Annotated in this window: 25 protein-coding genes; 6 read left to right on the top strand and 19 right to left on the bottom strand. The window is 39.9% G+C overall.

The genetic code is table 11. The features are described 5' to 3' along the window. Window positions 1–55 precede the first annotated feature (55 nt). The gene (gene yacG, locus SANK73390_RS05315; protein ID WP_462764430.1) at window positions 56–298 is read left to right on the top strand and encodes a DNA gyrase inhibitor YacG; all 243 of its coding nucleotides are present in this window, start codon (window positions 56–58) and stop codon (window positions 296–298) included. A 67-nt stretch (window positions 299–365) separates the two neighbouring features. Here the strand turns inward: yacG and SANK73390_RS05310 are convergent, their stop codons facing one another. Further along, window positions 366–797, bottom strand: a complete 432-nt coding sequence (locus tag SANK73390_RS05310) for a Spy/CpxP family protein refolding chaperone (RefSeq protein WP_462764426.1) — start codon at window positions 795–797, stop codon at window positions 366–368. A 147-nt stretch (window positions 798–944) separates the two neighbouring features. On the opposite strand from SANK73390_RS05310, the gene SANK73390_RS05305 reads away from it, so the two are divergent. The 3 genes from SANK73390_RS05305 to SANK73390_RS05295 all read left to right on the top strand — a co-directional run bounded on the left by SANK73390_RS05305 (window position 945) and on the right by SANK73390_RS05295 (window position 3991). Then, the gene (locus SANK73390_RS05305; protein WP_462764424.1) at window positions 945–1628 is read left to right on the top strand and encodes a response regulator; all 684 of its coding nucleotides are present in this window, start codon (window positions 945–947) and stop codon (window positions 1626–1628) included. Window positions 1629–1730: 102 nt separating this feature from the next. Continuing rightward, the gene (locus tag SANK73390_RS05300; protein ID WP_462764422.1) at window positions 1731–3026 is read left to right on the top strand and encodes an ATP-binding protein; all 1296 of its coding nucleotides are present in this window, start codon (window positions 1731–1733) and stop codon (window positions 3024–3026) included. Beyond that, complete coding sequence (locus SANK73390_RS05295; protein WP_462764420.1) at window positions 3023–3991, top strand: alpha/beta fold hydrolase; 969 nt, start codon at window positions 3023–3025, stop codon at window positions 3989–3991. Before SANK73390_RS05300 ends, SANK73390_RS05295 begins: the two co-directional genes overlap by 4 nt. Here the strand turns inward: SANK73390_RS05295 and SANK73390_RS05290 are convergent. Beyond that, window positions 3943–4869 (bottom strand): cation diffusion facilitator family transporter, encoded by a 927-nt coding sequence (locus tag SANK73390_RS05290; RefSeq protein WP_462764418.1) that lies wholly within the window; start codon window positions 4867–4869, stop codon window positions 3943–3945. The genes SANK73390_RS05295 and SANK73390_RS05290 overlap by 49 nt on opposite strands. A gap of 296 nt (window positions 4870–5165) precedes the next feature. Here SANK73390_RS05290 and trmL point away from each other — a divergent pair, with 296 nt between their 5' ends. After that, window positions 5166–5630 (top strand): tRNA (uridine(34)/cytosine(34)/5-carboxymethylaminomethyluridine(34)-2'-O)-methyltransferase TrmL, encoded by a 465-nt coding sequence (trmL, locus tag SANK73390_RS05285; RefSeq protein ID WP_462764416.1) that lies wholly within the window; start codon window positions 5166–5168, stop codon window positions 5628–5630. A 94-nt stretch (window positions 5631–5724) separates the two neighbouring features. On the opposite strand, the gene SANK73390_RS05280 is transcribed toward trmL, so the two are convergent. From SANK73390_RS05280 to dusA, 7 genes are all read right to left on the bottom strand, one after another. Next, entirely contained in the window at window positions 5725–6486 is a 762-nt protein-coding gene (locus SANK73390_RS05280; protein ID WP_462764414.1) for a TIGR04219 family outer membrane beta-barrel protein, read from the bottom strand. Between the two features lie 3 nt (window positions 6487–6489). Further along, complete coding sequence (locus SANK73390_RS05275) at window positions 6490–7476, bottom strand: DUF2333 family protein (RefSeq protein ID WP_462764412.1); 987 nt, start codon at window positions 7474–7476, stop codon at window positions 6490–6492. 8 nt (window positions 7477–7484) lie between these two features. Then, complete coding sequence (locus SANK73390_RS05270) at window positions 7485–7994, bottom strand: copper chaperone PCu(A)C (RefSeq protein ID WP_462764410.1); 510 nt, start codon at window positions 7992–7994, stop codon at window positions 7485–7487. Window positions 7995–8078: 84 nt separating this feature from the next. Further along, window positions 8079–8402, bottom strand: a complete 324-nt coding sequence (locus tag SANK73390_RS05265; protein ID WP_462764408.1) for a hypothetical protein — start codon at window positions 8400–8402, stop codon at window positions 8079–8081. 14 nt (window positions 8403–8416) lie between these two features. Further along, the gene (locus SANK73390_RS05260) at window positions 8417–8620 is read right to left on the bottom strand and encodes a PspC domain-containing protein (RefSeq protein ID WP_462764406.1); all 204 of its coding nucleotides are present in this window, start codon (window positions 8618–8620) and stop codon (window positions 8417–8419) included. A gap of 10 nt (window positions 8621–8630) precedes the next feature. After that, the gene (locus SANK73390_RS05255) at window positions 8631–9308 is read right to left on the bottom strand and encodes a PspA/IM30 family protein (protein ID WP_462764404.1); all 678 of its coding nucleotides are present in this window, start codon (window positions 9306–9308) and stop codon (window positions 8631–8633) included. A 218-nt stretch (window positions 9309–9526) separates the two neighbouring features. Then, window positions 9527–10507, bottom strand: a complete 981-nt coding sequence (gene dusA, locus SANK73390_RS05250; protein ID WP_462764402.1) for a tRNA dihydrouridine(20/20a) synthase DusA — start codon at window positions 10505–10507, stop codon at window positions 9527–9529. A gap of 188 nt (window positions 10508–10695) precedes the next feature. Between dusA and SANK73390_RS05245 the strand changes: the two genes are divergently transcribed. After that, window positions 10696–11373: a site-specific integrase gene (locus SANK73390_RS05245; protein WP_261626241.1), complete on the top strand. Its 678-nt coding sequence runs from the start codon at window positions 10696–10698 to the stop codon at window positions 11371–11373. 88 nt (window positions 11374–11461) lie between these two features. Here SANK73390_RS05245 and SANK73390_RS05240 read toward each other — a convergent pair whose 3' ends face one another. The 10 genes from SANK73390_RS05240 to SANK73390_RS05195 form a co-directional block, all read right to left on the bottom strand. Next, window positions 11462–13087 (bottom strand): hypothetical protein, encoded by a 1626-nt coding sequence (locus tag SANK73390_RS05240; RefSeq protein ID WP_462764400.1) that lies wholly within the window; start codon window positions 13085–13087, stop codon window positions 11462–11464. Window positions 13088–13514: 427 nt separating this feature from the next. Next, window positions 13515–15632, bottom strand: a complete 2118-nt coding sequence (locus SANK73390_RS05235) for a YjbH domain-containing protein (RefSeq protein ID WP_462764398.1) — start codon at window positions 15630–15632, stop codon at window positions 13515–13517. A gap of 220 nt (window positions 15633–15852) precedes the next feature. Beyond that, complete coding sequence (locus SANK73390_RS05230; RefSeq protein ID WP_462764396.1) at window positions 15853–17817, bottom strand: polysaccharide biosynthesis protein; 1965 nt, start codon at window positions 17815–17817, stop codon at window positions 15853–15855. A 137-nt stretch (window positions 17818–17954) separates the two neighbouring features. Next, entirely contained in the window at window positions 17955–18509 is a 555-nt protein-coding gene (locus SANK73390_RS05225; RefSeq protein ID WP_462764394.1) for a sugar transferase, read from the bottom strand. A gap of 15 nt (window positions 18510–18524) precedes the next feature. Continuing rightward, entirely contained in the window at window positions 18525–19451 is a 927-nt protein-coding gene (locus tag SANK73390_RS05220) for a UDP-glucose 4-epimerase family protein (RefSeq protein ID WP_462764392.1), read from the bottom strand. Next, the gene (locus SANK73390_RS05215) at window positions 19448–20617 is read right to left on the bottom strand and encodes a glycosyltransferase family 4 protein (RefSeq protein WP_462764390.1); all 1170 of its coding nucleotides are present in this window, start codon (window positions 20615–20617) and stop codon (window positions 19448–19450) included. Before SANK73390_RS05215 ends, SANK73390_RS05220 begins: the two co-directional genes overlap by 4 nt. Next, window positions 20614–22248, bottom strand: a complete 1635-nt coding sequence (locus SANK73390_RS05210; protein ID WP_462764389.1) for a heparinase II/III family protein — start codon at window positions 22246–22248, stop codon at window positions 20614–20616. The genes SANK73390_RS05215 and SANK73390_RS05210 overlap by 4 nt, the downstream gene beginning before the upstream one ends. Next, a complete protein-coding gene (asnB, locus tag SANK73390_RS05205; protein WP_462764388.1) occupies window positions 22238–24127 on the bottom strand; it encodes an asparagine synthase (glutamine-hydrolyzing) in 1890 nt (629 codons plus the stop codon). The genes SANK73390_RS05210 and asnB overlap by 11 nt, the downstream gene beginning before the upstream one ends. A gap of 166 nt (window positions 24128–24293) precedes the next feature. Then, entirely contained in the window at window positions 24294–25514 is a 1221-nt protein-coding gene (locus SANK73390_RS05200) for a hypothetical protein (RefSeq protein ID WP_462764387.1), read from the bottom strand. Further along, window positions 25511–26590: a glycosyltransferase family protein gene (locus SANK73390_RS05195; protein ID WP_462764386.1), complete on the bottom strand. Its 1080-nt coding sequence runs from the start codon at window positions 26588–26590 to the stop codon at window positions 25511–25513. The genes SANK73390_RS05200 and SANK73390_RS05195 overlap by 4 nt, the downstream gene beginning before the upstream one ends. Between the last annotated feature and the right edge of the window lie 38 nt (window positions 26591–26628).

The raw sequence follows: 26628 nt of genomic DNA, 5'->3' as shown, positions 1-26628 counted from the left end.
GTATCTAGCTATGATTTTAATTACACTGTGGGCAAATTTTAAAGCGGAGCTATTTATGCCCACAGTTGTTAAGTGTCCAACCTGCCAAGCGGACGTTACTTGGTCTGAGCAAAGCCCAAATCGGCCTTTTTGTTCCAAACGATGCCAACTAATCGATCTCGGTGAATGGTCATTTGAGAACAATAAAATCTCAACCGCAGTCACTTCAGATACGCAAATGAGTGAGCAAGATCAACAAGAAATGATCGAAGATATTGAAGCAATGCTCGCTAAAAATGATGACTCCTTTTTTAAGTAACTCATTTAAATTACGAACGAAATGGGCACTAATGCGCCCATAAAAGCACCGGATATACTTTAAGCCGTTATTTTGAGTGCCTTTGCATTTTACGGCTTTTTATTTTCGCGAGCTTTTCTCGTTGCTCCGATGTAAGCACCTGCCATATTTGCTGTTTACTTTTTAATTTAGCCAATAATGCGTCATTTTTTACTTCACTGGTTTTTGAAATTAATGTTCGAGCCTGTTGCTCATCAAAATAATCGCTTTCAACTAAGGCTTTAAAATCACCTTGATGCTCACCTCGTACAGCTTTTAGCACTTTCATTGCTCGCTTTTTCTCTGCAACAATTTTAGCTATTTTACTTTGTTGATCTTCGGTCAAATTTAGCTTATTTGCCGCTTTTGTTGATAATAAGAAATGTTCGCTGTGGTGCCTACCTTGACCTGCTTGGCTCAAGGCGCTAAAGAGTAAACTTGTGCTCAAAATTAATACTGCCACTGCTGATGTTGATTTCATGATATTGCCCTTTATATTAATGTGTTCCGTATTAGCTTAACCAGTTCGGTGCAAAGCAACGCAAAGCTATGTAAAGACTGTGTAAAGATCTGCAATTTAATATTTAGCAAGGTAAACTTGGGTTATGGACTATGAGTGAATTTTGTTATGAGTAAGCTGCTATTAATTGAAGACGACCACACATTAAGCGATTTATTATCGGAATACTTAACAGCTCAAGGCTGCGAAGTATTTCAGGCATACGACGGTGAGCAAGGGCTACTTTGTGCAACCAACGAGCATTATGACGTGATTTTGTTAGATGTTATGCTGCCATTATTAGATGGCTTTGAAGTACTTAAAAAGCTTCGAGCAACCCACCTTACGCCCGTTATTATGCTTACAGCTAAAGGCGATGACTTTGACCGGATTTTTGGACTAGAACTCGGCGCTGATGATTATTTACCCAAACCATTCAATCATCGTGAGCTGCTTGCCAGAATTCATGCTATTGGTCGGCGTATTGATTACATTAAACAAGCCAGCAGTCAAACATCTGAGTTAACGCTTAACAATGTCACATTAAATGAATTAGCGCGCAGAGTTTGTGTTTTTGAGCATGAACTCACACTAACAGGTACTGAATTTGCAGTGTTACATCAGTTGATGAAACATGCCGGGCAAGTAGTCACAAAGGATACTATCAGCCAACATGTTTTAGGACGCCGCTTAGCACCTTTTGATCGCTCCATTGATGTCCATGTTAGCAACTTACGCAAAAAAATAGCACGGCATAATGATGCTAACTGCATTCAAACTATCCGAGGCAGTGGCTATGTATTTTTGGCGTAATAAAGTAATGCTAAAAGAAAAATTCAGCAACTTTAAGTTCAGACCTTCAGGGCTATTTTTCCTAAGCTTTTTTAAGTCTTTTGGCTGACCATTATAAGCATTTTGTTATTATTGGTAGCGCTTAGCCAGCTACAACCAGAACAATTAGAAAGTAAACCCTTAAAAGGTAAATTGCGTGATACGATGATTCACCTACGCCACAACATAGAGCGATTAGTTAACGTTAAACAAAAACCGCTTATGAAAGTGATTACACATTCGCGCTTTAACCAACATAAATGGTTGTATTTAGTTCATGAAAATATAGAACAAAGTATCAGTTCAACCCCAAACAAGTATGATTTAGACCTTTCTTTGCTGCATTTTAATGCCACCAACGAGCCGCTATTTATCGCAACTGAACGCTATTTTGCTTATGGCCCTTTTCCTATTTCATTAGAGGGTCAACAATACCAAATGTATCAGATTAAGCCTTTGCGTGAGTCACCTTGGTTAATGCGCATCAAAATGCTACCGTTCTGGCTAAAAGCAATTGCAGTATTGTTACCATCTATATTGCTGAGCATTGTATTTAGCCGCCGCTTAGTTGCACCACTGAATGCGCTTGGGCGCAGCGCCAACAAACTCGCCTTAGGTGAATTAACCACGCGCGTTAATATACCCAAACACCGTCATGATGAAATAACCATTTTGATGCATGACTTTAATCATATGGCAGATAAGTTAGAGCAAAGCGTAAATACACATAAGCAGCTACTAGCTGATGTATCACATGAACTTCGCTCACCTTTAACACGGTTAACTCTTGCCAATGCTTTAGCGCAAGAGCATGCGAGCGAGCACCTACTAACTTACTTAACTCGAATTGAAAAAGAAGCACATTGCTTAGATAAAATGCTTGCCGATATTCTTACCCTATCTAGATTAGAACATAACCAACAAAACCTGCAATTACAACAATTAAGCTTAGCAACATTACTAGACAACTTGTTACTCGATGCGCAATTTGAGGCCGAGCAACGCCATAAAGTATTAAATATTGCGAAAGTGCCTATGATGGCACTCATGTGTAATGGCCCATTACTCAGTAGTGCCATTGAAAATGTTCTACGTAACGCCATCAAGTATGCAAATAAACAAATCGACCTCTCATTTTCGATAACTAAACAGTCCTTGGTGCTGGTAATTCGTGATGATGGTGAGGGTGTATCGGATGACTCACTTAAGCAGCTTTGCCAACCATTTTTTCGTACTAGCCAATCAAGAAACAGAGACAGTGGTGGTATTGGCCTTGGTTTAGCCATTGCTAAACGTGCGGTTTTCGCGCACCATGGTACTTTAGAGTTTGAACACAACCAGCCGCAAGGTTTGGCTGTCACAATCACATTACCTATATGAACTTTTACAGTAACAGCGCGCAATTAGTACAACACAATAGTGCGATAAAGCAACACTGGCTGCATTGCCAACAAGGCTACTTTAACGGCTCAAGTGGACGGCTGTTTTATGCTTATCATATTCCTAAAACAGCAAATTACAGTGTTGTTATAGTCAATGGCCGAATTGAATCTGCTTGGAAGTATCAAGAGTTGATGTGGGAGTTGGCAAAAAACAATATCGCAGTTTTTACCTATGATCATATTGGACAAGGGCTATCTGAGCGCTTGCTAACTAATCCACATGTAGGGCATGTAACTCAATTTTCAAATTATGCTGATGACCTCAATACTTTTATCACCAACCTTGTGATGCCCCAACAAAAAGGGCCACTATTTATGCTTAGTCATTCAATGGGGGCAGCTATTAGTTGTGATTACTTATCACGTTACCCAAGTACCATCAGTGGCGCTTTTTTATCTGCACCAATGTTTGATATTTACACCCATAATATCCCCTATCGCCTTGCTGCATGGGCTGCAAAAATAGCGTGCTGGTTAGGGCTTAGTAAGCGTTATGCATTTGGCCAAAGTAACTACGTGAATACACCGTATCACGAAAACCAATTAACTCACTGCCCTACTCGTTATCAACGTTTTCGCGCTTTATATCAAAGCGAAGCCGAATTATGCTTAGGTGGCGTGAGCTTTGGATGGCTAAACCAAGCATTTCGCTTTATAGCAAACCTACCTGATTTAAAAATCCAAACGCCTTTATTTATTGCCAGCGCTGAGCAAGATGAAGTCGTCAACAATCATGCTCAAATTCGTTTTTCTCACACTCATCCAAACGCAAACCTTAAGGTATTTTCAGGTGCAAAACATGAACTATTGTGCGAAAAAGATGAAATTCGCCATGCAGTGCTTAGCGAATTCTATCAGTTTTGTGATAGCTTGGGGTTAACTGCCAAAGACACAGGGTCTTGATGTATTAATATATCCAGCTCACCTTCAAAAGCTTGTTGGATCATCGCCACGACATCATCACTAACCGTATGCGCTCGCATCAAAGGCATATCATCATCTAACTCCAGGTGCAGCTGAATAAACTTAACCTTGCCACTTTGTCTAGTACGCAAGTCGTGCACACCATAAACATCATCATGACTCGAAGCTAACATAATAATATCGGCTTTTTCATCATCTGGAAGTTCTTTATCCATCAAATGAGCTGCGCTTTCTTTGGCAATATCCCAACAGTTATAGAGCAAATAACCTGCCACGCCAATAGCAAAGATAGGGTCAGCATAAATAACACCATAATAAGACAGTAAAATAGCCAGTAATACGGCAATATTGAGTAAAATATCCCCTTTATAATGTAATGAATCGGCTTTAACAGCAATTGATTGAGTACGCTTTACTACTTGAAACTGCACCATCACCACCAAAAGCGTACACACAATAGCAAACAAACTAACCCAGACTCCTAACAATGAGTGCTTTAGCACCACAGGGTTAATGAGACGCTCAATACCGTGAAAAGCCAACAAACATGCTGAACCTGCAATAAATGCAGCTTGTCCGAGCCCAGCAAGTGCTTCAGCCTTACCATGGCCAAAACGATGGTCGTCATCAGCAGGTCGTAACGCATAACTTAGTACCAAAAAGCTCATCAAAGAAGCGCTAATATCTAACAAAGAGTCAGTAAGTGACCCCAGCATAGCGGCACTACCTGAAGATAACCACGCCCAGCATTTAGTAACGATCATCAAACCGACCATCAGCATGGTAAATAAACTCGAAAAACGCACTAACTGCGCATAACTTAGCTTCACACTTCCCTCACAGTCATAATGTTTCATACCTGTTTGCTTAATTAAGTGCGTTTAAATGATGCAAGTAAGTAAAGCCTGTAACAAGGTAAAAATTGCTATTTATTTGTTCTAAAAATAATTTTTTGCCGTAATTAAAAAAGCAATCCTCTCCTACACATGGAGCTAGTATTAAAATAGATTAGTCTTAAATAATTTCAACAGTGTACAGTTTACTGAAATGAAGTGAAATATTGATGACATATAAAGCACAAAACCTCTTCTAAATTTTCCCAAATATGGTGTCATTTAGTTATACTTAACGCTGAAAAGCTTTCGAGATGATTATGTTAGATATTGTACTTTACCAACCTGAAATTCCACCTAATACAGGCAACATCATTCGCTTATGTGCCAACACTGGGTACGCATTACACCTGATAGAGCCACTTGGTTTTGATTGGGATGATAAACGAGTAAAGCGTGCAGGCTTAGACTATCATGAGTTTAGCCACGTAAAGCGTCACGCTTCGTTTGATGATTACCGAAAAGAGTGTCAGCCAAAACGCATATTTGCCTGTACAACAAAGGGCACTAAATATCACCATCAACCACAATACCAAGTAGGTGATTGTTTGCTTTTTGGTCCCGAAACACGTGGCCTACCGGAGGATATTATTTTCTCATTACCAGAAGAGCAGCGCCTGCGTATTCCTATGAAAGCAGATAGCCGAAGTATGAACCTATCAAATGCGGTTGCGGTATTTGTTTATGAGTCTTGGCGCCAATTAGATTTTGCAGACTCGATATAAACATGCAACTTTAAAGTGACCCACAAGAAGTACAAACAACTGTCTTTGGGTCACTTCAAATAAACCACGCACTTAAGCGCACGCTTTATGCAGCTTAAAAGTGAATTTCAACGCCTGCAAAAGGACCAGACGCGTCTATATCGGTACTAATATCATCAACATCATCAAGCTCTAAAACCATAGAGCGGTAACCCGCACGTAACGATACATCCACCGCCATACTGCCAATAACTTCCCATGCCACACCTACTTGATAGTCTTGAATTTTACTATCATCAATCGCTAGCATGCTACCTTCTGCAAACACGCTAAACCCAGTCATAGGCAAGCCTACTTCTGCACGTAAATAGCCAAGCGGCACAAGGCCAGAAAAATCACGTACTTCAGTTGTTGGCGTACCAGCTACTGTGCCCTGCAACTGAATTGAGCCATCAAACTGTTTAACATTTATACCAAAATCGAATGACACTAAATCATTATCAAAAACCTCATAATAAAGCGTGTAATCAACATGATTTAAATCAGTAACGGTGTTAGCCGTTGTGCCAACTGTAAAATCTTTACCATCAAATTCAAAAGTTTCAGATAACGTTGTTGAACCATCAAGCTCCAGCTCGGTGTAACGTAATTTTATATTGGGCACTAAAGGAATTGGGTGCTCCAATGCGGCATAGAAACTGGAGAAGGTTTTGTCATCAAAATTAAAAGATTGTGCATTGCCTTTTTCAGCAAAGTTACCTGAATTATCAGCCTGCCACCCTTCGGCTCCTAAATATAAGCCTAGTAACGTGTCTGCTTGTGCAACAGGTGCTAAACAAGCCATCGACAGTGCGGCTGCGATACAGTACTTTTTCATTTTTTATCCTTGCGCTAAAAGTTCACTGAGTTCAATAAGAGCTGCGTTTGCTCTAGATATGTAGTTTGCCATTACTAGCGAATGATTAGCAACCAATCCAAAGCCACTGCCGTTTAAAATTACCGGACTCCAAACAGTTTCTTGAGTTGCTTCAAGTTCACGAATGATTTGTTGCAAGCTGACAGTTGCGTTCTTTTTCGCTAGAACATCAGCAAAATCATGCTCCACCGCTTTTAAAAAATGCAGCAATGCCCAGCTTGCACCTCTTGATTCATAAAATACGTCGTCAATTTTCCACCATGAAGTTTTTATTTCACTGTGGCTAGGCGCATAAGTGGCTTGATTAGCGGCACTATCGCCTGCTAAATCAGTATTCATTCGATCTTGCCCTACGCTTGCACTCAAACGCTGGCTAAGACTCCCTAAACGTTTTTCAGCTTCTTTGAGCCAACCTCTTAAGTTATCGGCTCTGGCGTAAAATTGACTGTCGCGTTCAGAAGTACTGGCAATTTTAGAGCGATACTCTTTTAAGTAGTCAATGCCAGCCTGATACTCACCTTCTGCGCTAGGCCATGCCCAAGCCGTTGAACTGATATTAAATTGCGGCTGAGCCATCTTCAAAGCTTGGTGTTCTGTAGATTGTGATTGTGAACGACTAAAATCTTTACGCATTGATAAAGCCAAATCTCTAATCATTTCCAGTGCGCCGTACTCCCAAGCAGGCATATTATCCATTATTACACTCGGCGGCAGCATATCGTTTGATAAATAACCACCGGGCTTATTCAATAACGTTTCGCTCACACTAATTAATGTATTCGTTGTTACATAACCCGTCACTACTTGCTCATTATTGTTTTGTGCTTGCTGTGTGGCACGAGCCACAACATCAAATTTATCTGGCTCAACACTCCAATATATAGCCAGTAAATAACCTAAAAAAATAACAGCACCTAGTGCACCAAATAACTTTCCTATGTGTTGCTGCATAACGGCTCCTAATGATGTTTATGTTGTGAGTGGTCGTGCCCTTGTTGACTCATTTCATCACGTAAAGAGACAACTTTAATAGGGCTTTGTAGCTGCTCACCGTTTGCGAAGTATAACGTTAAAGTGAGCTTATCACCTTTTTTAAGGTCTTCAGCCGGGTCAAATGCCATCAAGTGATAACTACCGGGTTGAAAAGTGATGGTTTTATGTGCCAAAAGCGTTAGCTCATTCACTTGTTGCATGCGCATCATACCCTCTGTATGAATATGCTCATGAATTTCGACTCGACCTATTTTTGAGATGGCAGCTTTTTTTAACACTCTAGTTTTATCCGAGTGATTGGCAAGAGAAAAATAAGCTGCGGTAGATTTAGCAGCGGGTAAAAACTGACGAACGTAAGCATCGCTAAGCTTTAAGCTTGACTCATGTTGATGCGCTCCTTCTTGCTCGGCACGAGCTAAATACGGGATACTAACAACTAACACTACCGCAAACGCACCTAGATATTTTAAGAACATATACTTTCCTTGAAAATAGCAATAACTGCTTAAATCATAACACGAATTAAGCAGTTGCGCGCCAACCATTAAGACTGAAATGTGTTAATAACTAGAGGCAGGTTCCATCACTAACCACCCGACTCCTACCAGAAGTAATAGTGGAAAAACAATAACAATGGAGTTAAATAGAAGCGCTAACACTAGCCCAATGAGCACCACTAATATTGCACCAATTAACCCCATTCCCAGCAACGCGACCACCGCAATAAAAGCGATAACACCGATGAGTACCGTAAATAACTCCATCCCAACCCAGCTTAACTGCAGCACGAAATCAGGTACACTCAACCATGCTAAGGGCGAATTAAGCCAAGAGAGCGTTGAGCAAACTAACAGAGCGATAAGTACTAGAAATGCGGTTTTCATAATGTACTCTCCTATTAACACTTACTCGGTAATACCGCGTATGAAATACCGTATGCTAAAGCCGTAAACAACGGAAACTTCAAAAAAAGCAATACAGTTAAAACACGAGTCAGCCAAATTGGAATATCAAAGCGCTGAGCGATACCGGCGCACACCCCTGCTAACTTTTTATTTTTCAAATCACGAAAACATGCTTTTTTGTGTTGGTAAATACTCATTATTTACTCCTTAGGCACCAACTGGTGCACTGGTGCTTTGCATTTTCTGTTTAAGGCTGGCAAGTGCCGAGTTAATTTTTTCATCACGTTCAAACGCTTCAAACTGCTGTGCCGTTGCGCTTTGACCTAGTTCATAGCTTTCTACCTGAGTCTCTATACGCTCCACCTTATGCTCAAGCTCATCAAAACGTGACAGTGCGTTTTCAACATCTTGTTTATTCAATGTACTACGTACTTTGATACGCGCATTGACCGTTCTATCTGCACGCAATAACTGCTGTTGCTTGGCTTTGAGTGTTTGAATTTTACTGGCTAACTTATCTGCATCAACCCGCAATTTAGTGAGCGTTTCATCTAGCGTTTGTTTTTGATCCATCAATGATTGCTGAGCATCGACTAACTTTTGCTTTTCACATAAAGCAGCCTTGGCTAAGTCTTCACGATCTTTATGCAACGCATGCTCTGCTTTTTGTTGCCATACTTCTATTTGCTTAGCTTGGTTAGCTTGACGACGCTCTAAGGCTTTTTGTTCACAGATAATGGCTGCTGCGGTACTACGACATTCACTTAACGCGTCACTGAGTTCAATAACTAACTGCGCGGCAAGCTTTTGCGGGTCTTCTGCTTTATCTAAAAATGCGTTTACTTCAGATTTTATCAAGTCTTCAATTCGGTTAATTAAGGCCATGTTGTGCTCCTTTGCATTGGCGTTGGTTTAACTTCTTATTCCAAGCTTTGTGCCAAAGATAAAAAGAAATTAAAAAACATAAACTTAACTAATAATACTGCGAAGGTGCGGTAACATAACAAGGCTTAATTATGGCTAAAAAAACCAAATAATGGTGCTTTTAGCCATAAAAAAGCCGCATAAATGCGGCTTTTTTTCATTTATTTTTGCAAGCAGCTTCACTTTTCATGTACGAAGCTCAACGCTTTTTCCATCACACTCAAATCAGCATCTTTTTTATGACCATTTTCAGATAAATGACGGCGAAAACCCCTCGCGCCCGGCTGACCTTGAAATATCCCCAACATATGACGAGCAATATGCCAAAAATTAGCACCCGACGACATTTGCTGCTCAAAATAGTCATACATGCTGCGAACGACTTCATGGCGTGTTTGAATGAACGCTGTATCGCCATAAATAAGCTCATCCACTTGTGAAAGCATAAAAGGGTTACTATATGCTTCGCGGCCAATCATCACCCCATCAATATGCGCTAAATGGTGTAAGCTGTCCTCTAATGTTTTCACTCCGCCATTAATACTAATATGTAAATCGGGGTAATCTTGCTTGAGTTGATATACTCTTGGGTAATCAAGCGGTGGTACTTCGCGATTTTCTTTTGGGCTTAAGCCTTTTAACCATGCTTTGCGAGCATGAATGATAAAGTCGTCACACCCTACTTTAGCAGAAGCTTCAATCAGTGCTGTTAAAAACCCATAGGAGTCTTGCTCATCAATACCAATTCGTGTTTTTACCGTAACGGGTATATTTACCTGTGCTTTCATCGCAGCAACACACTCAGCCACAAGCTGAGGCTCAGCCATAAGGCAGGCACCAAAACGACCATTTTGCACTCGGTCTGATGGGCAACCTACATTCAGGTTTATCTCACTGTAACCATGCTCAGCTGCTCTTTTGGCGCACTTTGCAAGCGCGGTAGGATCAGAGCCGCCTAACTGAAGTGCCACAGGCATCTCATGCTCGCCAAAGCTCAAGTAATCTCCTTTACCAAACAAAATAGCACCGGTTGTGATCATTTCAGTATACAGTACCGCGTGCTTACTCAGCTTACGGTGAAATGTTCGACAGTGCTTATCCGTCCAATCCAGCATGGGTGCCACGCTAAAACGCCTGAAGTGATTATTTGCTAAAGTCATGAAAAAATGGTGCCTTAAAGATACAAAAATTACAATACAAGTAAACTTGGCCGCGTAGTATACCTGATTGAGCAATAAGCAGCCATGTTGTATTTGCCGTTTGCCATATAAAGCGCTATAACCCTATGCGCCGCATTTCTAAAGCGTTAAACTAAACACTTATACATCAGAGGAGTAGCACTGTACGCATGAAATCTCATTTAGGTCGAAGGGCCTTTTCTGCTATGGAACTGCATATTCTATTTAATGGTTATATTTATGGCGATGAAAAACAACCTAGAGAACAGCCCAAGCATTGGCACTTTTGGCTACCTTTACTTGCCTATTACTGCGGCGCTTACAGTGATGAAATTGGCAGTTTACAATTAGCAGATATTGTCACGCAAGGTTCTATCAAAGGCTTCAATTTTAATACCCACGGTAAAATTCAACCTCGCTTTGTGCCAATTCATACTGCGTTATGGCAAGCAGGGCTTGAGCAATATATTCACTATGTAGAATCACAAAGCCAACAGCGTTTACTGTTTGATTTGCCTTCTAAATCAGGACGATATAGCGAAAAAGTAAGAATATGGTTTTCAGGTGAAGGTGAACGCTTAGGGTATTTACAAAAATGTGGCTTACCAAATATAGATCAACAAGGCCTTAAAACCGCTATCAGTAGTCTAAGATTAAACTTTGAACAACAAATTCGTATCGCCGCGATTCAACGGGCTAATAAGCCTGCATTCCATTATTTGATGGGGCTAAAAGACGATGCGCTGACACAACCCCAAGAAAGATTACAGCTAAAAAAAATAATTGCCCCCATTCGGGTTATCAATAGTAACGTACATTGGCAACGCTTTATTGAACGCCATAGTTAAACGCCACGGCGCCCTTTCACACACTCAAACAATAAAAAAGCCGCTTAAAAAGCGGCTTTTTCAAGTATTTAATAAATACTAGTAGCGATTAACCACCCGTGATCGTTTGACATGTAACTTGCAATGGGTCTGCTAGTGACTCATCAGTACCGTCTGCTGTAATGGTTGCTGTTGCTCTTTTAGTACCATTGGCTAGTGCAACTCGAGGGTTAATAAACACATTGTACGTAATTGGGTTATCAGCAGTACCCTGAACTAGGTTGCTTAACGTAAACACGCCACCACCAGCACTCGCTGCAAGTGTTCTACTCTTACTGCCTAGGCTATAGCGAACAACCGCATTGCTCATGTCAATGGTTTGAGTCGCATCATTTGCGCAAACTGCACTCACAGTAAAGTTTTCGCTAACACGTTGCACTGGATTTGCTAAAGTAGCTGGTACCGTACCACAAATATCTACTTCACCATCACTTTGGAACCAAGGCTGGTTATCAGCATCGTAAACTCTAACATTGGCCTTTGCACCTGCGCTAATACCAAATAAGCTCGCATTCGCAGCTGATACAAGCTGGCTTGTAGTAGAACCTGCCGGTATAAAGCCACTTGCAGTCGCATCAGATGATGACATGCTTACATACAATCCAGTTGCTGGTACTGTATCACCAGACGTTGTAATACCAATTGAATTAGTACAAACCCCTACTGAGGTCGTTGATGCAAAGAATGTTAAGTGGTTGGTTTCAAAAGTACCGGTATAAGTCTGGCTCTCTGCATTTAGAGCACCAACAGTCACCATGTTTTCTTCACTAGTCCAAACACCAGTATCTTCATTGTGAGATTTAAGGCTTAACATGTCACCTGTTTTAATTGCTTCCCCATTAAGCATGGTTGTTGCCGGGATAGCCATTGAAACTGAAATTGGATCAGAAAACTGTTTAACTTTTTTGCCAGTGCTGTCTGCCATTAAAATATTGGCCACACCTACTGGTTTATCTATGTTTGCAGCGCCTGCGCTATTAAGCCCTTCAGGTACTAACGCCGATGCAGCACCTGTAGAAGCATCTGCACCACTCACACTTACAGACACGGCACCTGTAACCGCATTACCATCTGCATCACGCAAAATTACGCCTGCAGGCACATTAGCGCCCGCTCCCGATTTACCTGCAGTTTCTGCTACTATCGGCTCAGCTGAAGAACCATCCTCTCCGACTGTTGCTGGAACAACTTCAGTTGCAACACCGCCACCATTGCTTGGAGACAACGCTAACAAAGCGTTAACAGTTGATACGCCATCTTCAGCTGCAAGGTTCACCAAAAAGCTCTTACCAATATAACCTTCTGCGGTAACATTTACTGTTACTTGAGTTATTTCTGAGCCATCTTTTTTCGTAAATGCAATACTACCATCTGTCGCATCTACAGTTGTCAGAATTTCACCGTCTACATCAACGATGTTTTCAGATGCAACACCACTTTCAAGAAATGTAACCATAGCAGGTACTACATCTAACGAATTACGATCAACAACGTTTGCATTAACAACCAATGCTAGTGCTGTTGGCGCATCTGGCGCAACAATTACCGGCTCAGTCGGTGTTGGTGGTGTTGGTGGGTCAACTTTAACGTTATTGTCGTTGTCGCTAAAACAACCCGTTAACGCTAGTGAGGCAGCGATAGACATCGCCAGTAGTGATTTTTTATTAGCAAGCATGATTAGTCCTTGTTCCATTTTTCGCAAGAGCCCAGACAACTCCCACACAGTTTGTAAATCAAAATTATACTATAGAAAACTTTATAGTAATTTCCAGTAATAACAGAGTACGCAATACTGTACTCAAGTAAAACTGAATTTTATTTCTGTTGATTGATGATAATACCAACAAATAAGTTTTAGTACTTACAAGTTTGCATACCATCAATCGTCGTATTGTTAATGCATACCCTGTATCAATGCTTCATACCGATTTAAGAACCACCGCAAAGTATGATACTTTTAAAATCTAATTAACATCAAAGTAGGATACGGATAGTTCTTTAATTATACAAGTGTCGGCTTATAAAAAACACCTCAACCTGCTATTTTTCAGTTATTTAATTATATTAAAGTTACATGAATGCAACTTTAATATATTGCCTTACTAACGGTAGCTCAAGTAAACGTCACGTAATCGCGCCAAGTTACCATAAATATAGCCGCTCGACAGTCGACCTTGATTTAAAAAGGTATTATTAATATCAACAGACATTTGTACTTGCTCTGCACGGCCAATTGTTACCGCATTTGTTGATTCACCAATACGTGAACTAACGCTATGACGCCAAGCTTTATTACCTGTTATTTGCCCATATCGAGTAGGGGCCATGTCTTTACGTGGTGTAAGTGGAATACTAAAAGCGATACCTGCTGTTTGCACATCAGTATCTTGCGCAAATACCGATATATAGCTATCCCCAAACCAAAAGCGCGTTTCTAACTTGACGCCGTTATCGTCATATAAAAAGCTGCCAGCCGTGGCATGAAAACTGACATCTTTTTCAATCCAATTATATCGATAAGACACCGCCTGATAGTCTCGGTCTGAGTCGTAGTCTTGGTAGTCTAAATAAGCAAGATCCGCTTTAATTTGATGGCGGCCATTATTACTTAGCCAAACAGTTTCGTTTTTTATACCTGTATAATCTTGATTAAACTCTCTAAAAAAGCCTATGTGAGTCTGGTTATAAATGTCATACGGTAACGCAAGAGTTTGGTAAATAGTCGCCTGCGTTACACCATCTTTTTTAGCTAATCGACCAAATGGCTTACCTGTTTCGTAGTCGTCGGTATTGGCTACTTCCGACTGAGCACTGACACTCAAACCACCACCGTACCACATAGGTAAATCAAGGTCTGCCTTAACAGCCAATGAAAAATCGTACACTCCCAACTCAGTTGCCGTGCGTTGATTTAGTGCAGGGCCAATAGTTAAACGAGGTTTAAAATAAGGGCTATTGGCATTTGGCATTCCTACCCAAGATACACTACCTAAAGGCTCCATTTCGCCACGACGAATATCCATATCTGGCGTAACGCTGGTATTTATAAATTCACGATAATTATCAACATTACCGCGTATTGATAACATTGGTACTCCACGATTTAATAACTGCACACTAAATTTGGCATTTGCTTCGTCAACATGCTCGGCAATACGCCCAAGCACCACACCAATGGCATCAATATCATTGCGATTAAATACAAAATTTTCAAAACTAACTACAATATGTGGGTCGCGGTTAAAACCAACACTCACTGCTTCAAAACCATCATCAACTAACGCGTTTTTAAGTTCACGCGTTTGCAAGGTGAGTGACTTACTAAATTTGTCTCGTTCAGAGACCTCTTTTTTGGCATCAGTAAGAGGCTTTTGTGCAAGTTCACGTTGCTTTTGATAATGTGCCTTAAATGCCGCTTCTCGCTTTTTATGGTTACTTAAAATAGGTGCAGGAGCTGCCTCTGTTGGGTCGTTTAACTGGGCTTTTTCAAATAATGGCATTGAAAAGTTAACTCCCCAAAAGGTGTCTTTTTCTGCATGATCCGTGTTGCTATACAGCTTACCGCTGAAGGTTAAAGTACCAACATCGTAAATCCACTCTTTTGGCACTGTTAAACGCACGCCTGCATTTGCGGCTTCTGCATCATGTTCTACTTGAAGAGCTAACCAAGCTAGAGGCTGCCACTCAATACCAGCAAATGCACCGTCCATTTGCCCAGTTGCGCGATCGCTTACTGCAAAGCCCGCAGAAAACCTAAAGTCATTCCACTCGCGCGAGCCCGCTATATAGTAGGTTTCATAATTATTAGCCGCGCCGCCAAGGTCTTTACCGCCGATAGCTAGGTTAAACCAGTTTTTTGGAATGAAAGGTAGTTGGTATTTGAGGTTGAAAGATAAATCACGGGTTTGCTTTTCTTCTTTAACTCGAAATAGGTTCTCATGCATCGTACTAGAGGCAATCATACCGCTTACTTCAAGCCCATCAAATACGCCTGCAGCGAATATAAAGTTATGCCCGTCAACATACTCAGTACCGCGTAAATCAAGTTGGTTGTTATAACCGAATCCAACACTGCCTTTTTGTAGCACCTCAGCAGTGGGGGTATTTATTAATCCAGTGTAACCAGCATAAGAGATATAATTATTTACTAGGGTATCTGCCAAAGCAGGCATACTGGCAAGTACAATACTCCCAGCAATAACATTTTTTATTTTTAACATGTACGCAGACCGATTATTATTTTGAATTTTTTAAACTACTCTAGTAAAAACAACGTAAACTTCCACTAAAGCTATTTTAATTATAACGCTATCCTATATCGAAGCGTGCCAAAGCCCAACCCTGCCGAACCAATTAAACCTCAGAAAACTCATATCACTACCCTAACTTGGTACACATTTCAGTATTGGTTTAACAAGACGAGAGTAAATACTTCACTCTCTAAACATTTCTTAGGTTTACTACCTTCTGTTTAATCTCTTTGTCAACTTCAGACTGCTTCAGTCGTTTCTCACTCCAAACCAAGTCACAAATTCCATCTGTAGGATTAAACCCAGTAGGGGCCTCTAATAACAACATACGAATGCGTTCATGATCAAAGCTATGGCAAGCTATATCCATTTCATGCATAAACACTTCTACTTGGGCCGTTGATAATTTCACTTCATTAGCCGTCATAATACGCGGATGAGTGGTCTCTTCTACATTATCGCCAATTAGTAACTCTTCATAGAGCTTTTCACCAGGACGCAGACCTGTGCATTTAATTTCAATATCACCATGAGGATTAGACTCAGACTTAACCTCTAAGCCAGACAAGTGTACCATTTTGGTCGCTAAGTCTTTAATTTTAACCGACTCACCCATATCTAACACAAATACATCACCGCCTTTACCCATGGCCCCCGCTTGTATCACAAGTTGTGCAGCCTCAGGTATAGTCATAAAAAAGCGCGTAATATCATTATGAGTAAGGGTAATAGGGCCGCCCTCTTTAATTTGACGGCGGAACAATGGCACCACAGAGCCACTTGAACCCAAAACGTTTCCAAATCGCACCATACAAAAACGTGTATTTTTTGAGGTTAGTTTACTATCAGCTAAAGCTTGCAAAACTAACTCTGCCATTCGCTTTGTCGCCCCCATCACATTAGTAGGGCGAACCGCTTTATCTGTAGAAATTAACACAAAGGTTTCAACACCTGCATTTATCGCAGCTTTAGCCGTATGGTAAGTGCCAAACACATTATTGCGTACACCCTCAACTACATTTTGCTCAACCAACGGCACATGTTTATAAGCCGCAGCATGGTATACGGTTTGTACACCGAATGCTTTCATGCAAGTTTCTATGCGGTTAATACGCTGCACAGAGCCCATCACTGGCACAATTTCTACATTCACGTCTTTGCTATACGCCAACTGACTTAGTTCTTTTTCTATGCTGTATAAACCAAATTCAGATACTTCGAACAAGACCAATTTTTGCGGCGAGTTTTTTATAATTTGGCGACATAACTCCGATCCAATTGAACCGCCAGCGCCTGTCACCATAACAACTTTGTTGGTGATATTAGCAGCCAACAGTTCAGACCTTGGCGAGACTGGGTCTCTCCCTAATAAATCCTCAATCTCAACTTCTTTAATCTCATCAAGCTGGGCTTTGCCATCTATTACGTCAGCCATACCGGGTACAGTCATAACTACAAGCGGTAGCTTTTCTAATTTAGTGAGAATTTCTTTACGACGTGAGCGAGGTACGCTGGGCAAAGCTAACAACACCTTTTTAACTCGCTTTTTATCAATTAAGTTATAAATTTCATCAAAGGCTACCACCGGAATACCCTGAATAATTGCATTGTGCTTAGACTGATCATCGTCAAGGTACGCAGTAACATAATAGTCAGGGCCAGTTGAAAGCGCCGTTGCTAATTGACGGCCAGCGTCTCCAGCACCATAAATCACCACTGGCGTTTTAGTCACCGCAGATAAGCGCCAAATAAGTGCTCGCACCAAAATACGCGACCCACCTAGCGATAGCACCATTAGCCAGCCGTAAATAATAGGCATGGTGCGCGGAATAGCAGTCTGGGTAAAAAAGGCAGCCATTACGAGTACCACAGTACTAATTACCGTACCTAGCACTACAGCCCCCACAGCATTTGCACCAACGTAACGCAGCACAGCGCGGTAAAGACCAAGCTTTACAAAAATAACTAAACTAACTGGTAGAAGTATTGCCAATAGCAACCAGTTTTTTGGGAGCGTTAAAGGTTCAACACTATCTAATCTAACAACTAAAGCAAGCCAAAAAGCAGAAATGATAAAAATTGAGTCTAGAGCTAAAGTAATAAGACGTTTGTGGCTACGAGAAGCACCGAGTAAGGCACGAAACCAACTATCCATTGTATTCCCTTTTTATTCCAAGCCGTATAAAAATCAAAAACGAACTAAATAATAGTACATCTTGCAGTATACGTAAAAACAGCAGAATGTATGAAAAAATGTAAAAAAATCGAGTTTAAAACTGAGAGCCTCTGATATTAATATTTACCAACCCTATCTCCAGAGCCACTACCAGTTACCGTCATAAGTATATATTTGAAATAATTAATTGTTGTTAAAGTATCAATCATTTTTTTATCTGTTGCTGCAAGTAATTCTGGGGTAGACATATCAATTTCATTCACTTGAGCAAGACCTGTAATACCCGGTCGGACTGAGTAGATTCCTTTAGCCTCTCTCGCATATGTGAGCTCTTCTTGATTGTAAAGGCCTGGGCGCGGACCTACCAAGCTCATTTCACCTTTTAGTACATTCCAAAGCTGCGGAAGCTCGTCCAGCTTTGTTTTACGAAGAAAGTGCCCAAATGGCGTAATCGAAGAAGAGCTAGCTAGATGACTTGCCACAGAAGCCGTATCTACTTTCATCGTTCTAAACTTGACTAAAGTAAATGGTTTTTTATTTCTACCTACACGCTCTTGAGTAAAGATTGGGGAGCCCGTATCAAATAGGCCAATAACGTATAAAATAACCAAGAAAGGAAATGCAAATAAAAGGCCAAATAAGGCAAATAAAAAGTCGAGTAAACGTATCATTAAATATTCCATGTCTTAATTTTTAGCTGAAAGTTTGAAACCGTGTTCAATAGAGTAAGGAGGTTTCCAATTTAAAGTGTTCTTAGTATGAGTGATATCTATTTGCAATGATCCGGTTAACCTATCAACGACTTCTTGCTTACCAAACAGCCTGCCGACTAGATTAAAACACCATAAAGGCACGGGAAGTGAAAGATTTGGCTTACTTTGGACTCTCGCCATGAGCGACACCATTTCTGCAGTTGAGAGATCGTCATCATCACTCACTAAGAATACTTGATTCGCGGCACTTGGGTGAGTAACACACACTTTTATCAAATCAACTAAGTTGTAAACAGACACTAGACTGCGCTTGTTATTACTTATAAGTCTAAATGGTAATGGAAACCCTTTACCTACAAGTTTCATTAAAGATGCAAAGTTAGCTTTCACCCCTTCGCCATATATAAGTGGTGGTCGAACAATCACGATTTCCATCCCTGTTTGCTTACCAAGCTCTAATAGTAATTGCTCTGACTCTGACTTAGAAACACCATAGAAATCTTCAGGTTTAGGTGTATCTAATGAAGTAAACGCTGATTTGCCTGTAGTACTTTCTCCATTCACTTTTATGGTACTAACAAATATGAAGCGCTTTACGTTAGCAGCCACAGCTTGTTTAGCTAAATTTAATGTACCATAGGTGTTCACTGCTCTAAAATCAGCGAGTGGATCGACAGAGCTATCTTTCATTATGTGAACACGTGCTGCGCAGTGAATTACACAATTAACACCATTAAGCGCATCTGAATAGTCAGAGTTCTCATCTAGGTTATGCTTATAAACCTGCCCGAAGTCTGATTTTTTTCGACCTAAAAGCTTCAAAGTGTTAGAGCTTTGTAATTCGCAAGCTAACAAACTACCTACAAACCCAGAATAACCAGTAATTAATAAACTATTCATTTTTTGTCTCGATAAGACAAAATTGATGCTGACATTTTTTTCATAATATTTGAGCGAGTGTACCTAGAAATAAAGTCTTTCCTATCAGTATACTGACTATTTAAGTCACTTAACGCGCTTAAAGCAGCCTGATTATCTCCTGGATGAAACACAGCTGCATTACTTACTTCTTCTTTAATAAATTCAGCTGCATAACCACTTACTCCAGCAAGAATTGGCATACCTGTAGCTGCATACTCAAATACTTTAGAAGGCAAGACTTTTTTAAAAGCTGGGTAGTCATTCAAATGTAAAAATAGTACGTCAGCTTTAGCATACTCTTTTAGTAGTTGCTCGCGATTAACTGGAGGATGAAAAGAAATATTTTCAATCCCTTTGCAATTAGCGAGTAGTAATTCTTTACGCCCGCCATCACCAATGACCTTAAAGTGATATTGCTTTTTACCTGATTTAGCAAGCTCAGGGATTATGGTGTTTAAACCTTGCCCTTCCCCTATATTACCGGCATATAAAACAGTTTTTACTCCGTTACTACCTTCAGAACTCACACTCTGTCTTTCAAAATTCAGAAATTCTTTATCAATTCCATTGGTAAAAAATGTGTATGTAGGCTTTTTGTATCGCGAAGAAAAATATTCTTCAAAACCTTTAGATACAAGATTAATATGAGTCGTATTTGAGAATGTATAGCTTTCAATTGCCCCTAAAATTGGCTTCATGATGAATGCTAGCTTAGGGTTTAATACATCTTTTATGGTATCGACAAAAATATCTCGTATATCCAAATAGAGAGGTAAATTCTTTCTTTTCGCTATTCTCGCACCTAAGAATGCAGTAAATAGCCGAGAGCTCGTGGCAAAAACTAAGTCATATTGCTCACCTTTAGCTGCTTGATTCGCTCGCTTGTAAAACGTAAAAAAAGATTTTACTTGATCAAACATACCACTTTCATGGGTTGGTAAAGCTATACGCCTAATTCTTAAATTACCGTCAACTTCTTCAGCTTTCGCTCCAGCCTCGAAACTTGCATATCGATTTGGCATTGTGGTGACTACATCGACCTCTACTTCAGCTCTTTGCTTTAATTGTTCAACTAAAGCTGTGGCTCTAAACGAGCCTGCGCATAGGTCTGGTTTAAAGTAAAATGATAAAACCAGTATTCTCACGAGTCTCTCTTAATCTGTTTAATTTCTGTTCTTAAATTACCGTTTGTGAACTCTATCTCTATCTTTTTATTCACAATAGACTTACCAAACTCAGGGTGCCAAGTACTGTCTTTTACATTTATGGCCTCTGCACTACTAATTATGCAAAGCACCTCATCACCCTTTGTGATTTTAAGTTCTTTCTCTGAAAGGTTAATAACACTAAGGTCTGGGTGTAAATGTAGGTGAAAACAAGCAGAAATCGGTTTTGACAATATATCACTAACAATTACGCTATCAGGCTGACACGTTAATTCCCTTGTATGTTTGACCTTTGGGCTTTGCTGCATATAACCATTATGACTAGCAATTAACTGCACTTTTTGTTCTTCACTTATCGCTTTTTCTAAATGTGCATAAGCTCGTTTAGCAACTCTAAAACCAGACCAAACTTGGGAAGAGTCTAACCCTGCTACTGATACGGTATTGTGCGCAGGTGTTTTACGCTGCCTTATACGCTCAGGACTTGTGCCATATAACGATGTGCCCGAGTTTACAAAAATACGTTGACCACCTATCGAAAGCTCAAAGCTCAATGTATCCGCATGAGCGTGGCCAGGCAAATAATCGGGCCCAACATTCGCATGATCAAAAATCATGGAATAGTTTGCAAATGAAATTCGGCTATAACCGCTGGCCTTATTAGTTACTAATAACCTCTTCACTTCAGTATGTTTAAGTTCGAGTTTTTGTGCGTAAGCAAAAATTTGCTGTGGCTTCATCGCAATGCCGATAACTGAGTCATTGAAGAAACTGACTTCACCATCTTCATGCACCATTGAAGACAACCAAGATAATGCACGCTCAGCTACTCTGTTCCAATATAGTAATCTCGCCAACAGTTGTGCTTCATTGCTTGTTTTTGCCAAATCGATCAGCTCAAGTAAGTCCCACAATAGGATTTCATGATACATTGGCGTTAGTTCAAAGTGCGCTCCATCTTCAAGGAATTGCTCAGCAATTTCTCGTTCAAGAATTTTCATTCCTAACGCAAGATATTTGTTACCAACTTCTCCACCTAGAAAAGCACCAACAAATATGAGCGCTTTGGCATTAGCAAACAGATGATTACCAAGAATGTGATACTCAAGTTGTTGGCTCAATGCGTCTGCTTGCGCGACTAAGCTAGATAAATATTTTGCATCAACGTTACGTTTTTTACTGAACCATTTCACCCAATTCACTATTCTTAATGATAATGGGTACGGCTCCCAACCTACTCCACTGCATGGTGGGTTTTCAAGTATCCATTTATCAATAAATGCATAATGTAACAACTCCCTTTGTGTAGCATCAGTCGCATTCAGATCGTCAAAATAATGCAGGTTGTATAGCCATAATTTTTCTTTTTTTTCACAGTTCCAGTCTATTGCTTTAGATATGGTATTTTTATGGGATAGGAAACACACCTCATTGCCACCCCAAAGACTTTGGTCATATGTTCCCTCTCTTTGCCACTGCCAAGCAGCATGGCTAGAAAGAGTAAGCGCCTGCGTTTTTGGTCTTTTAAAACGATACCACAACCGATAATAGACCTGCTCAAACTTCAAATACTTGACAGTATTGAAAAGCAGTTGGTATTTATGAAGCATGACGCATTCCTTGTAACTTTTGAGCGCTACAGAATGATTGCTCTAGCCAATAGCTAAAGTAAAGCAACTGCCATAGCTTATAAGAGTTGTTGTCTACTTTATTAAAATGCTTATCCAGCAACTCTGTAATAAGGCCTTTATCAAAAAACGTCTCCAAAGTTACTAGTCTTTTCTCGATACGCTCCTTTCCGATCGACATAATCAAGATATCAATTGGGGGGTTAAACCCAGTTTTAGGCCTCTCTACCAGATCTTTTGGCAAAGTTAATTTTAACAGTTCCTTTAATGGCTTTTTTGCAGACTTTCGATCCACCAAGCGACGACTATTTAGCGCTAATCCGTGATGAACTATTCGCTCATCTAGTAGCGGAACTCTAAGTTCAATCGATGCAGCCATACTTGCTTTATCTGATACTGTTAGGTTATGTGCCAAAAAACCATAACGATCAAGGTGCTGTGCAACCTTGACTTTATCATTTACATTACCCTTATATGAAGCCATGATAGCGTCTAGACGAGCACTATATTGTTTTTTCAACTCCTCAAAGTCAGCTTTCTTAAACAATTGGTTAAGTTCTTTATCACTGAAATAGCCTAGTAGCTTTGAATAAGCTAAGTTGAAATGTGACTCTCCAGCATAAGATACTAAACGCTCGAACTTTTTATTCAGTGAGCCAGGGAATAACTTAAACTTCAGCATGGTCGATAAAACAGGTTTCAAAAGCTGTAGCAAGTTATGCACTTTCAGTATTTTGTATCTCGGATACCCAGCGAAAGCTTCATCACCACCCATTCCACTGAGCATCACGGTAAATCCGTTATCTTTAGCCGCTTGAGATAATTGATATGTTGGCCAGAAAGTATAGTCTGAAACAAGCTCCTCAGTGTTCTTAGCGACAAATGAAATCCGTTCTAACAGTGCGTCAGCTGTCGTACCCGAGTCATCCATATCCTCGATAGTTAGCGTTTTATTGAGATATTTTGCAATCTTTTCTGAATACTCTTCATCAATATCAGCACTTGGATCCGAACCGTAGCGCGCAAACAGTAAAGGGGATTCTTTTGTGCTGACTGCCAATAAGCATGAATCAGCTCCACCACTAAAAAATACTCCTAAAGGAACATCTGAATGCAACTGTTCTTCTACTGACTGATTAAGCAGGTCACCGATGTTATCGTCTTCCCCTTTACCCCAGCTTTCTATTGTATTGTAAGAGTTTACTTCATACTCACCTGAAACCAAGTTAAACGACAAACAATGCCCTGGTAATAGCTTTTGAATACCTCTATAACCAGTTCGAGGTTCATATAGAAATCCATTGTTAAAAAATTCGAATACATCCGTATTATCTAGTGACCAATTAACATCAGGAAAAGGTGAAATTCCTTTCACCTCCGATGAGGCCACGAGACCATATTTCGTGTGCGCAATATAAAGTGGTTTGATACCGACAACATCTCTCACTACTAAAAGTTTTTGCGACTTTGGATCTAAAATAGCGATAGTAAACATGCCACGAAGCATCGAAAAGCACGATTCTCCGTGCATCTCATAAAGTTTTAGAATAACTTCAGTATCCGAGGAGCTCTTAAATTGAACTCCATGCTTCTCAAGAGACTCTCTCAATGGGAGGTGATTATATATTTCACCATTAAAAATTAGCGATATACCTGAATCTGAGTGCATTGGCTGATTTGCCAAAGGCGAAAGGTCAAGAATACTAAGTCTATTATGCCCCAGTCCTACTTGATAATTTCCAACTTTTGAGGAAAATACTCCAGAATAGTCAGGCCCCCTATGACTCGTCAACATCAATCCATTTGACAATTCAGTATCTAGCGATAGCTGATCGCTACAATAAAATACAATCCCACACATATATCGAGTCCAACAATACAAATTCCAACGTTACTTGCTACGAAGTTCAGTAACACACATTATTATATTCGAGAATGCTTTATTAATGGCAGCATATACTCTTTTCTATACTCTCTTGTGGAAATACCCAAAAAGACAAGGGTTATAAATCAATTAGGCTCCACCTTCAAACTTTTGGTTGCTGCCTAGAAATGGCGTTAGGTGACACAGAGTATATTAAGTAGAACAAAGTAAACCAAATCACAGGCGACACCATTGTACCATTATTGATAATAATCAAACCGATAGAAATTGCCATCGCAGTGCCCACACTTACCACACGGTTTTTTACAATAACTGAGTAACCAGATAGTTTGTACAGCGTCACAAACAAGATAATGAACAGAGGAACCGATGCAATTCCTAACTTGAGATAAAACTCAATAAAACCACCTAAATTTCGGTCTAGGATAGACACACTATATGCCCCGTTGAACAAAGAAACTTCAACTGTGCTTTGAGCATCAAACCCTGTACCCAAAAAGCCATTATTGAATGAAGCAACTACAGAAATTGGAATGTTCAAAACCCTTGCCATAGCTCCCTGTGTAAGTAAATATTCTGGGTTTTTCATTATCAAATCAAGGATGATAAAGAAACGCCCCGTGCCTTTAGTTAAAGTGGTAATAAATGGATAAAGAAACAGGCCCGTAAGTAGTAAGAGTAAGAAGTATCTTTTGCGGATAAAAAATACCAAAATTGAAAGCACTAATAAATGAAGGAAAAAAGCAAAAAATGACTGAATAAAGAAGACACTAAATCCTAACAGACTTAAGCTAACAATTACTAATTTTAAGAGGTGACCCCCACCAATTTGCCTATTTCTCTCTTCAACAAAGGTGTAAATGAAAAGCAAGTTCAAAAAGATCAACAGAGTTCCGAAAACAGATGGCTCTGATGTGAGAGACTTAACCCCCCTGCCAGACTCAATCAATAGTTCACTGTTTTGCCTAGAAATTAAAAACTCAAGAAAATCAGGTATAAAAAGCTGCACAAATCCAATGAACAGATAAACCAAAATTACATTTTTTACAAAGCGACTCGTTATTATTAAGTTGCCACTTTTTATGGCTGAATACATAAAAAAGATAGTAGCCAAGCTCGTCACAAACACTGCGTGTGCCTTGGTAAACGAGTCATGATGATAAAAGCTAACCAAAAGCATAGAGCTTAAACCAATAAGCAAACCTACAACACCTTGATAGCTATATGATTTGACGAAAAAAACACAAAATACAAAAAGTGCGAGCAACGCAAAAGGCTGTATATCGACACCAGGTATAAATCCCACAAATGGAAAGAAAATAAGAGTTAAAGTTGATTTTTCAACTAAGCTTTTGATCTTCAATTAGATATAACCTCAACTAACGTTTTCAGCCTATTAGGCCATGTGTATGCAGTGTATTCTTGACAGACTTCTTCATACAACTCACACATTTCTGTGGAGGACAATGCTGCTACTTTTTTGAATAGATTTGATAAACTCTGCGGTTCATCCGGACTATACATAAAGCATACAGTCTCAGAGTCAAAGCCATTTAAGCATGCACTAGAATGAATAATGGGAAGGTTCGCACTAAGGTAATCAAAAGTTTTTATCGGCTCAATAGTATTTGAACTCTTGGATAGATTAAGCGGTATAAGACCAAATACTTTCCCGCTTAAGTTAGCAACAAATGACTGAAACTCTTTAGCTGGCCGCGCGCTGACCTTCTCAACACAAGCAGCATTTACCTTATCGTTATTAGGCCCTACCAGAATAAGACGTACTTTGCTTGACGTGGCTTCATTATATTTGTCAATATTTGAGGCACACCAATGCAAATGATAATGCGGTAAATCGGAGCCATAGTAAATGAGATTTATTGTATTATCGGCTGTCGAGTTCGGTTTTTGCTCTGAACGCTCAGGACCACCATTTGGACACACGAAAATCTTACTGGAGTTGTATATAGATTTTAGTCTGTTTGCGATGTCGTCCAGTACACAATAAACACCATCATAAAATAATAATGGAATTGTGTTCACATATAGCATTATTCGTGAAAAAGCTGTCGATTTACCACTATAATCACCAGAAATACCGTTAAACTCTAATATAAACGCTTGTTTAGAACCTAAAAGCTTTTTCAGTAAAATAACCGGGATCAATAAGTACATACCCACTAGTGTTTTGCGAATTAGGAATACGTCTGATCCATTATCTCGGGATATAGCTTTTATCACTTCCCAATAAAAACATCCACCACATTCGCGTAACGTTAAATTTTGGTATAACCCATTCAATAATTGCGTTCCATGTCCCATATACGAGACACTAAAGTGCATCAACAGCGTAGAAATCACACCCTGGATATGCGATGCACCACCAATTCCATCAAGCAGCACCTTTTTCTCAAGTGACAAATAAGTAATTTTTTTCATAGCAAAGCGTGATTCACCAATTTTCTCTTTTTATGTAT

It is taken from the genome of Pseudoalteromonas sp. SANK 73390, from assembly GCF_054966645.1.
This window is presented reverse-complemented; position numbering and strand designations above follow the sequence as displayed.

Excerpts from the sequence above, each read along its gene's own strand:
- SANK73390_RS05270 (WP_462764410.1), bottom strand. The coding sequence starts at position 7,994 with ATGTTCTTAAAATATCTAGGTGCGTTTGCGGTAGTGTTAGTTGTTAGT.
- SANK73390_RS05260 (WP_462764406.1), bottom strand. The coding sequence starts at position 8,620 with ATGAGTATTTACCAACACAAAAAAGCATGTTTTCGTGATTTGAAAAAT.
- SANK73390_RS05275 (WP_462764412.1), bottom strand. The coding sequence starts at position 7,476 with ATGCAGCAACACATAGGAAAGTTATTTGGTGCACTAGGTGCTGTTATT.
- SANK73390_RS05265 (WP_462764408.1), bottom strand. The coding sequence starts at position 8,402 with ATGAAAACCGCATTTCTAGTACTTATCGCTCTGTTAGTTTGCTCAACG.
- yacG (WP_462764430.1), top strand. The coding sequence starts at position 56 with ATGCCCACAGTTGTTAAGTGTCCAACCTGCCAAGCGGACGTTACTTGG.
- SANK73390_RS05225 (WP_462764394.1), bottom strand. The coding sequence starts at position 18,509 with ATGATACGTTTACTCGACTTTTTATTTGCCTTATTTGGCCTTTTATTT.
- SANK73390_RS05210 (WP_462764389.1), bottom strand. The coding sequence starts at position 22,248 with ATGCTTCATAAATACCAACTGCTTTTCAATACTGTCAAGTATTTGAAG.
- SANK73390_RS05310 (WP_462764426.1), bottom strand. The coding sequence starts at position 797 with ATGAAATCAACATCAGCAGTGGCAGTATTAATTTTGAGCACAAGTTTA.
- SANK73390_RS05245 (WP_261626241.1), top strand. The coding sequence starts at position 10,696 with ATGAAATCTCATTTAGGTCGAAGGGCCTTTTCTGCTATGGAACTGCAT.
- SANK73390_RS05220 (WP_462764392.1), bottom strand. The coding sequence starts at position 19,451 with ATGAATAGTTTATTAATTACTGGTTATTCTGGGTTTGTAGGTAGTTTG.
- SANK73390_RS05280 (WP_462764414.1), bottom strand. The coding sequence starts at position 6,486 with ATGAAAAAGTACTGTATCGCAGCCGCACTGTCGATGGCTTGTTTAGCA.
- asnB (WP_462764388.1), bottom strand. The coding sequence starts at position 24,127 with ATGTGTGGGATTGTATTTTATTGTAGCGATCAGCTATCGCTAGATACT.
- SANK73390_RS05240 (WP_462764400.1), bottom strand. The coding sequence starts at position 13,087 with ATGCTTGCTAATAAAAAATCACTACTGGCGATGTCTATCGCTGCCTCA.
- SANK73390_RS05295 (WP_462764420.1), top strand. The coding sequence starts at position 3,023 with ATGAACTTTTACAGTAACAGCGCGCAATTAGTACAACACAATAGTGCG.
- dusA (WP_462764402.1), bottom strand. The coding sequence starts at position 10,507 with ATGACTTTAGCAAATAATCACTTCAGGCGTTTTAGCGTGGCACCCATG.
- SANK73390_RS05255 (WP_462764404.1), bottom strand. The coding sequence starts at position 9,308 with ATGGCCTTAATTAACCGAATTGAAGACTTGATAAAATCTGAAGTAAAC.
- SANK73390_RS05290 (WP_462764418.1), bottom strand. The coding sequence starts at position 4,869 with ATGAAACATTATGACTGTGAGGGAAGTGTGAAGCTAAGTTATGCGCAG.
- SANK73390_RS05195 (WP_462764386.1), bottom strand. The coding sequence starts at position 26,590 with ATGAAAAAAATTACTTATTTGTCACTTGAGAAAAAGGTGCTGCTTGAT.
- SANK73390_RS05235 (WP_462764398.1), bottom strand. The coding sequence starts at position 15,632 with ATGTTAAAAATAAAAAATGTTATTGCTGGGAGTATTGTACTTGCCAGT.
- trmL (WP_462764416.1), top strand. The coding sequence starts at position 5,166 with ATGTTAGATATTGTACTTTACCAACCTGAAATTCCACCTAATACAGGC.
- SANK73390_RS05305 (WP_462764424.1), top strand. The coding sequence starts at position 945 with ATGAGTAAGCTGCTATTAATTGAAGACGACCACACATTAAGCGATTTA.
- SANK73390_RS05230 (WP_462764396.1), bottom strand. The coding sequence starts at position 17,817 with ATGGATAGTTGGTTTCGTGCCTTACTCGGTGCTTCTCGTAGCCACAAA.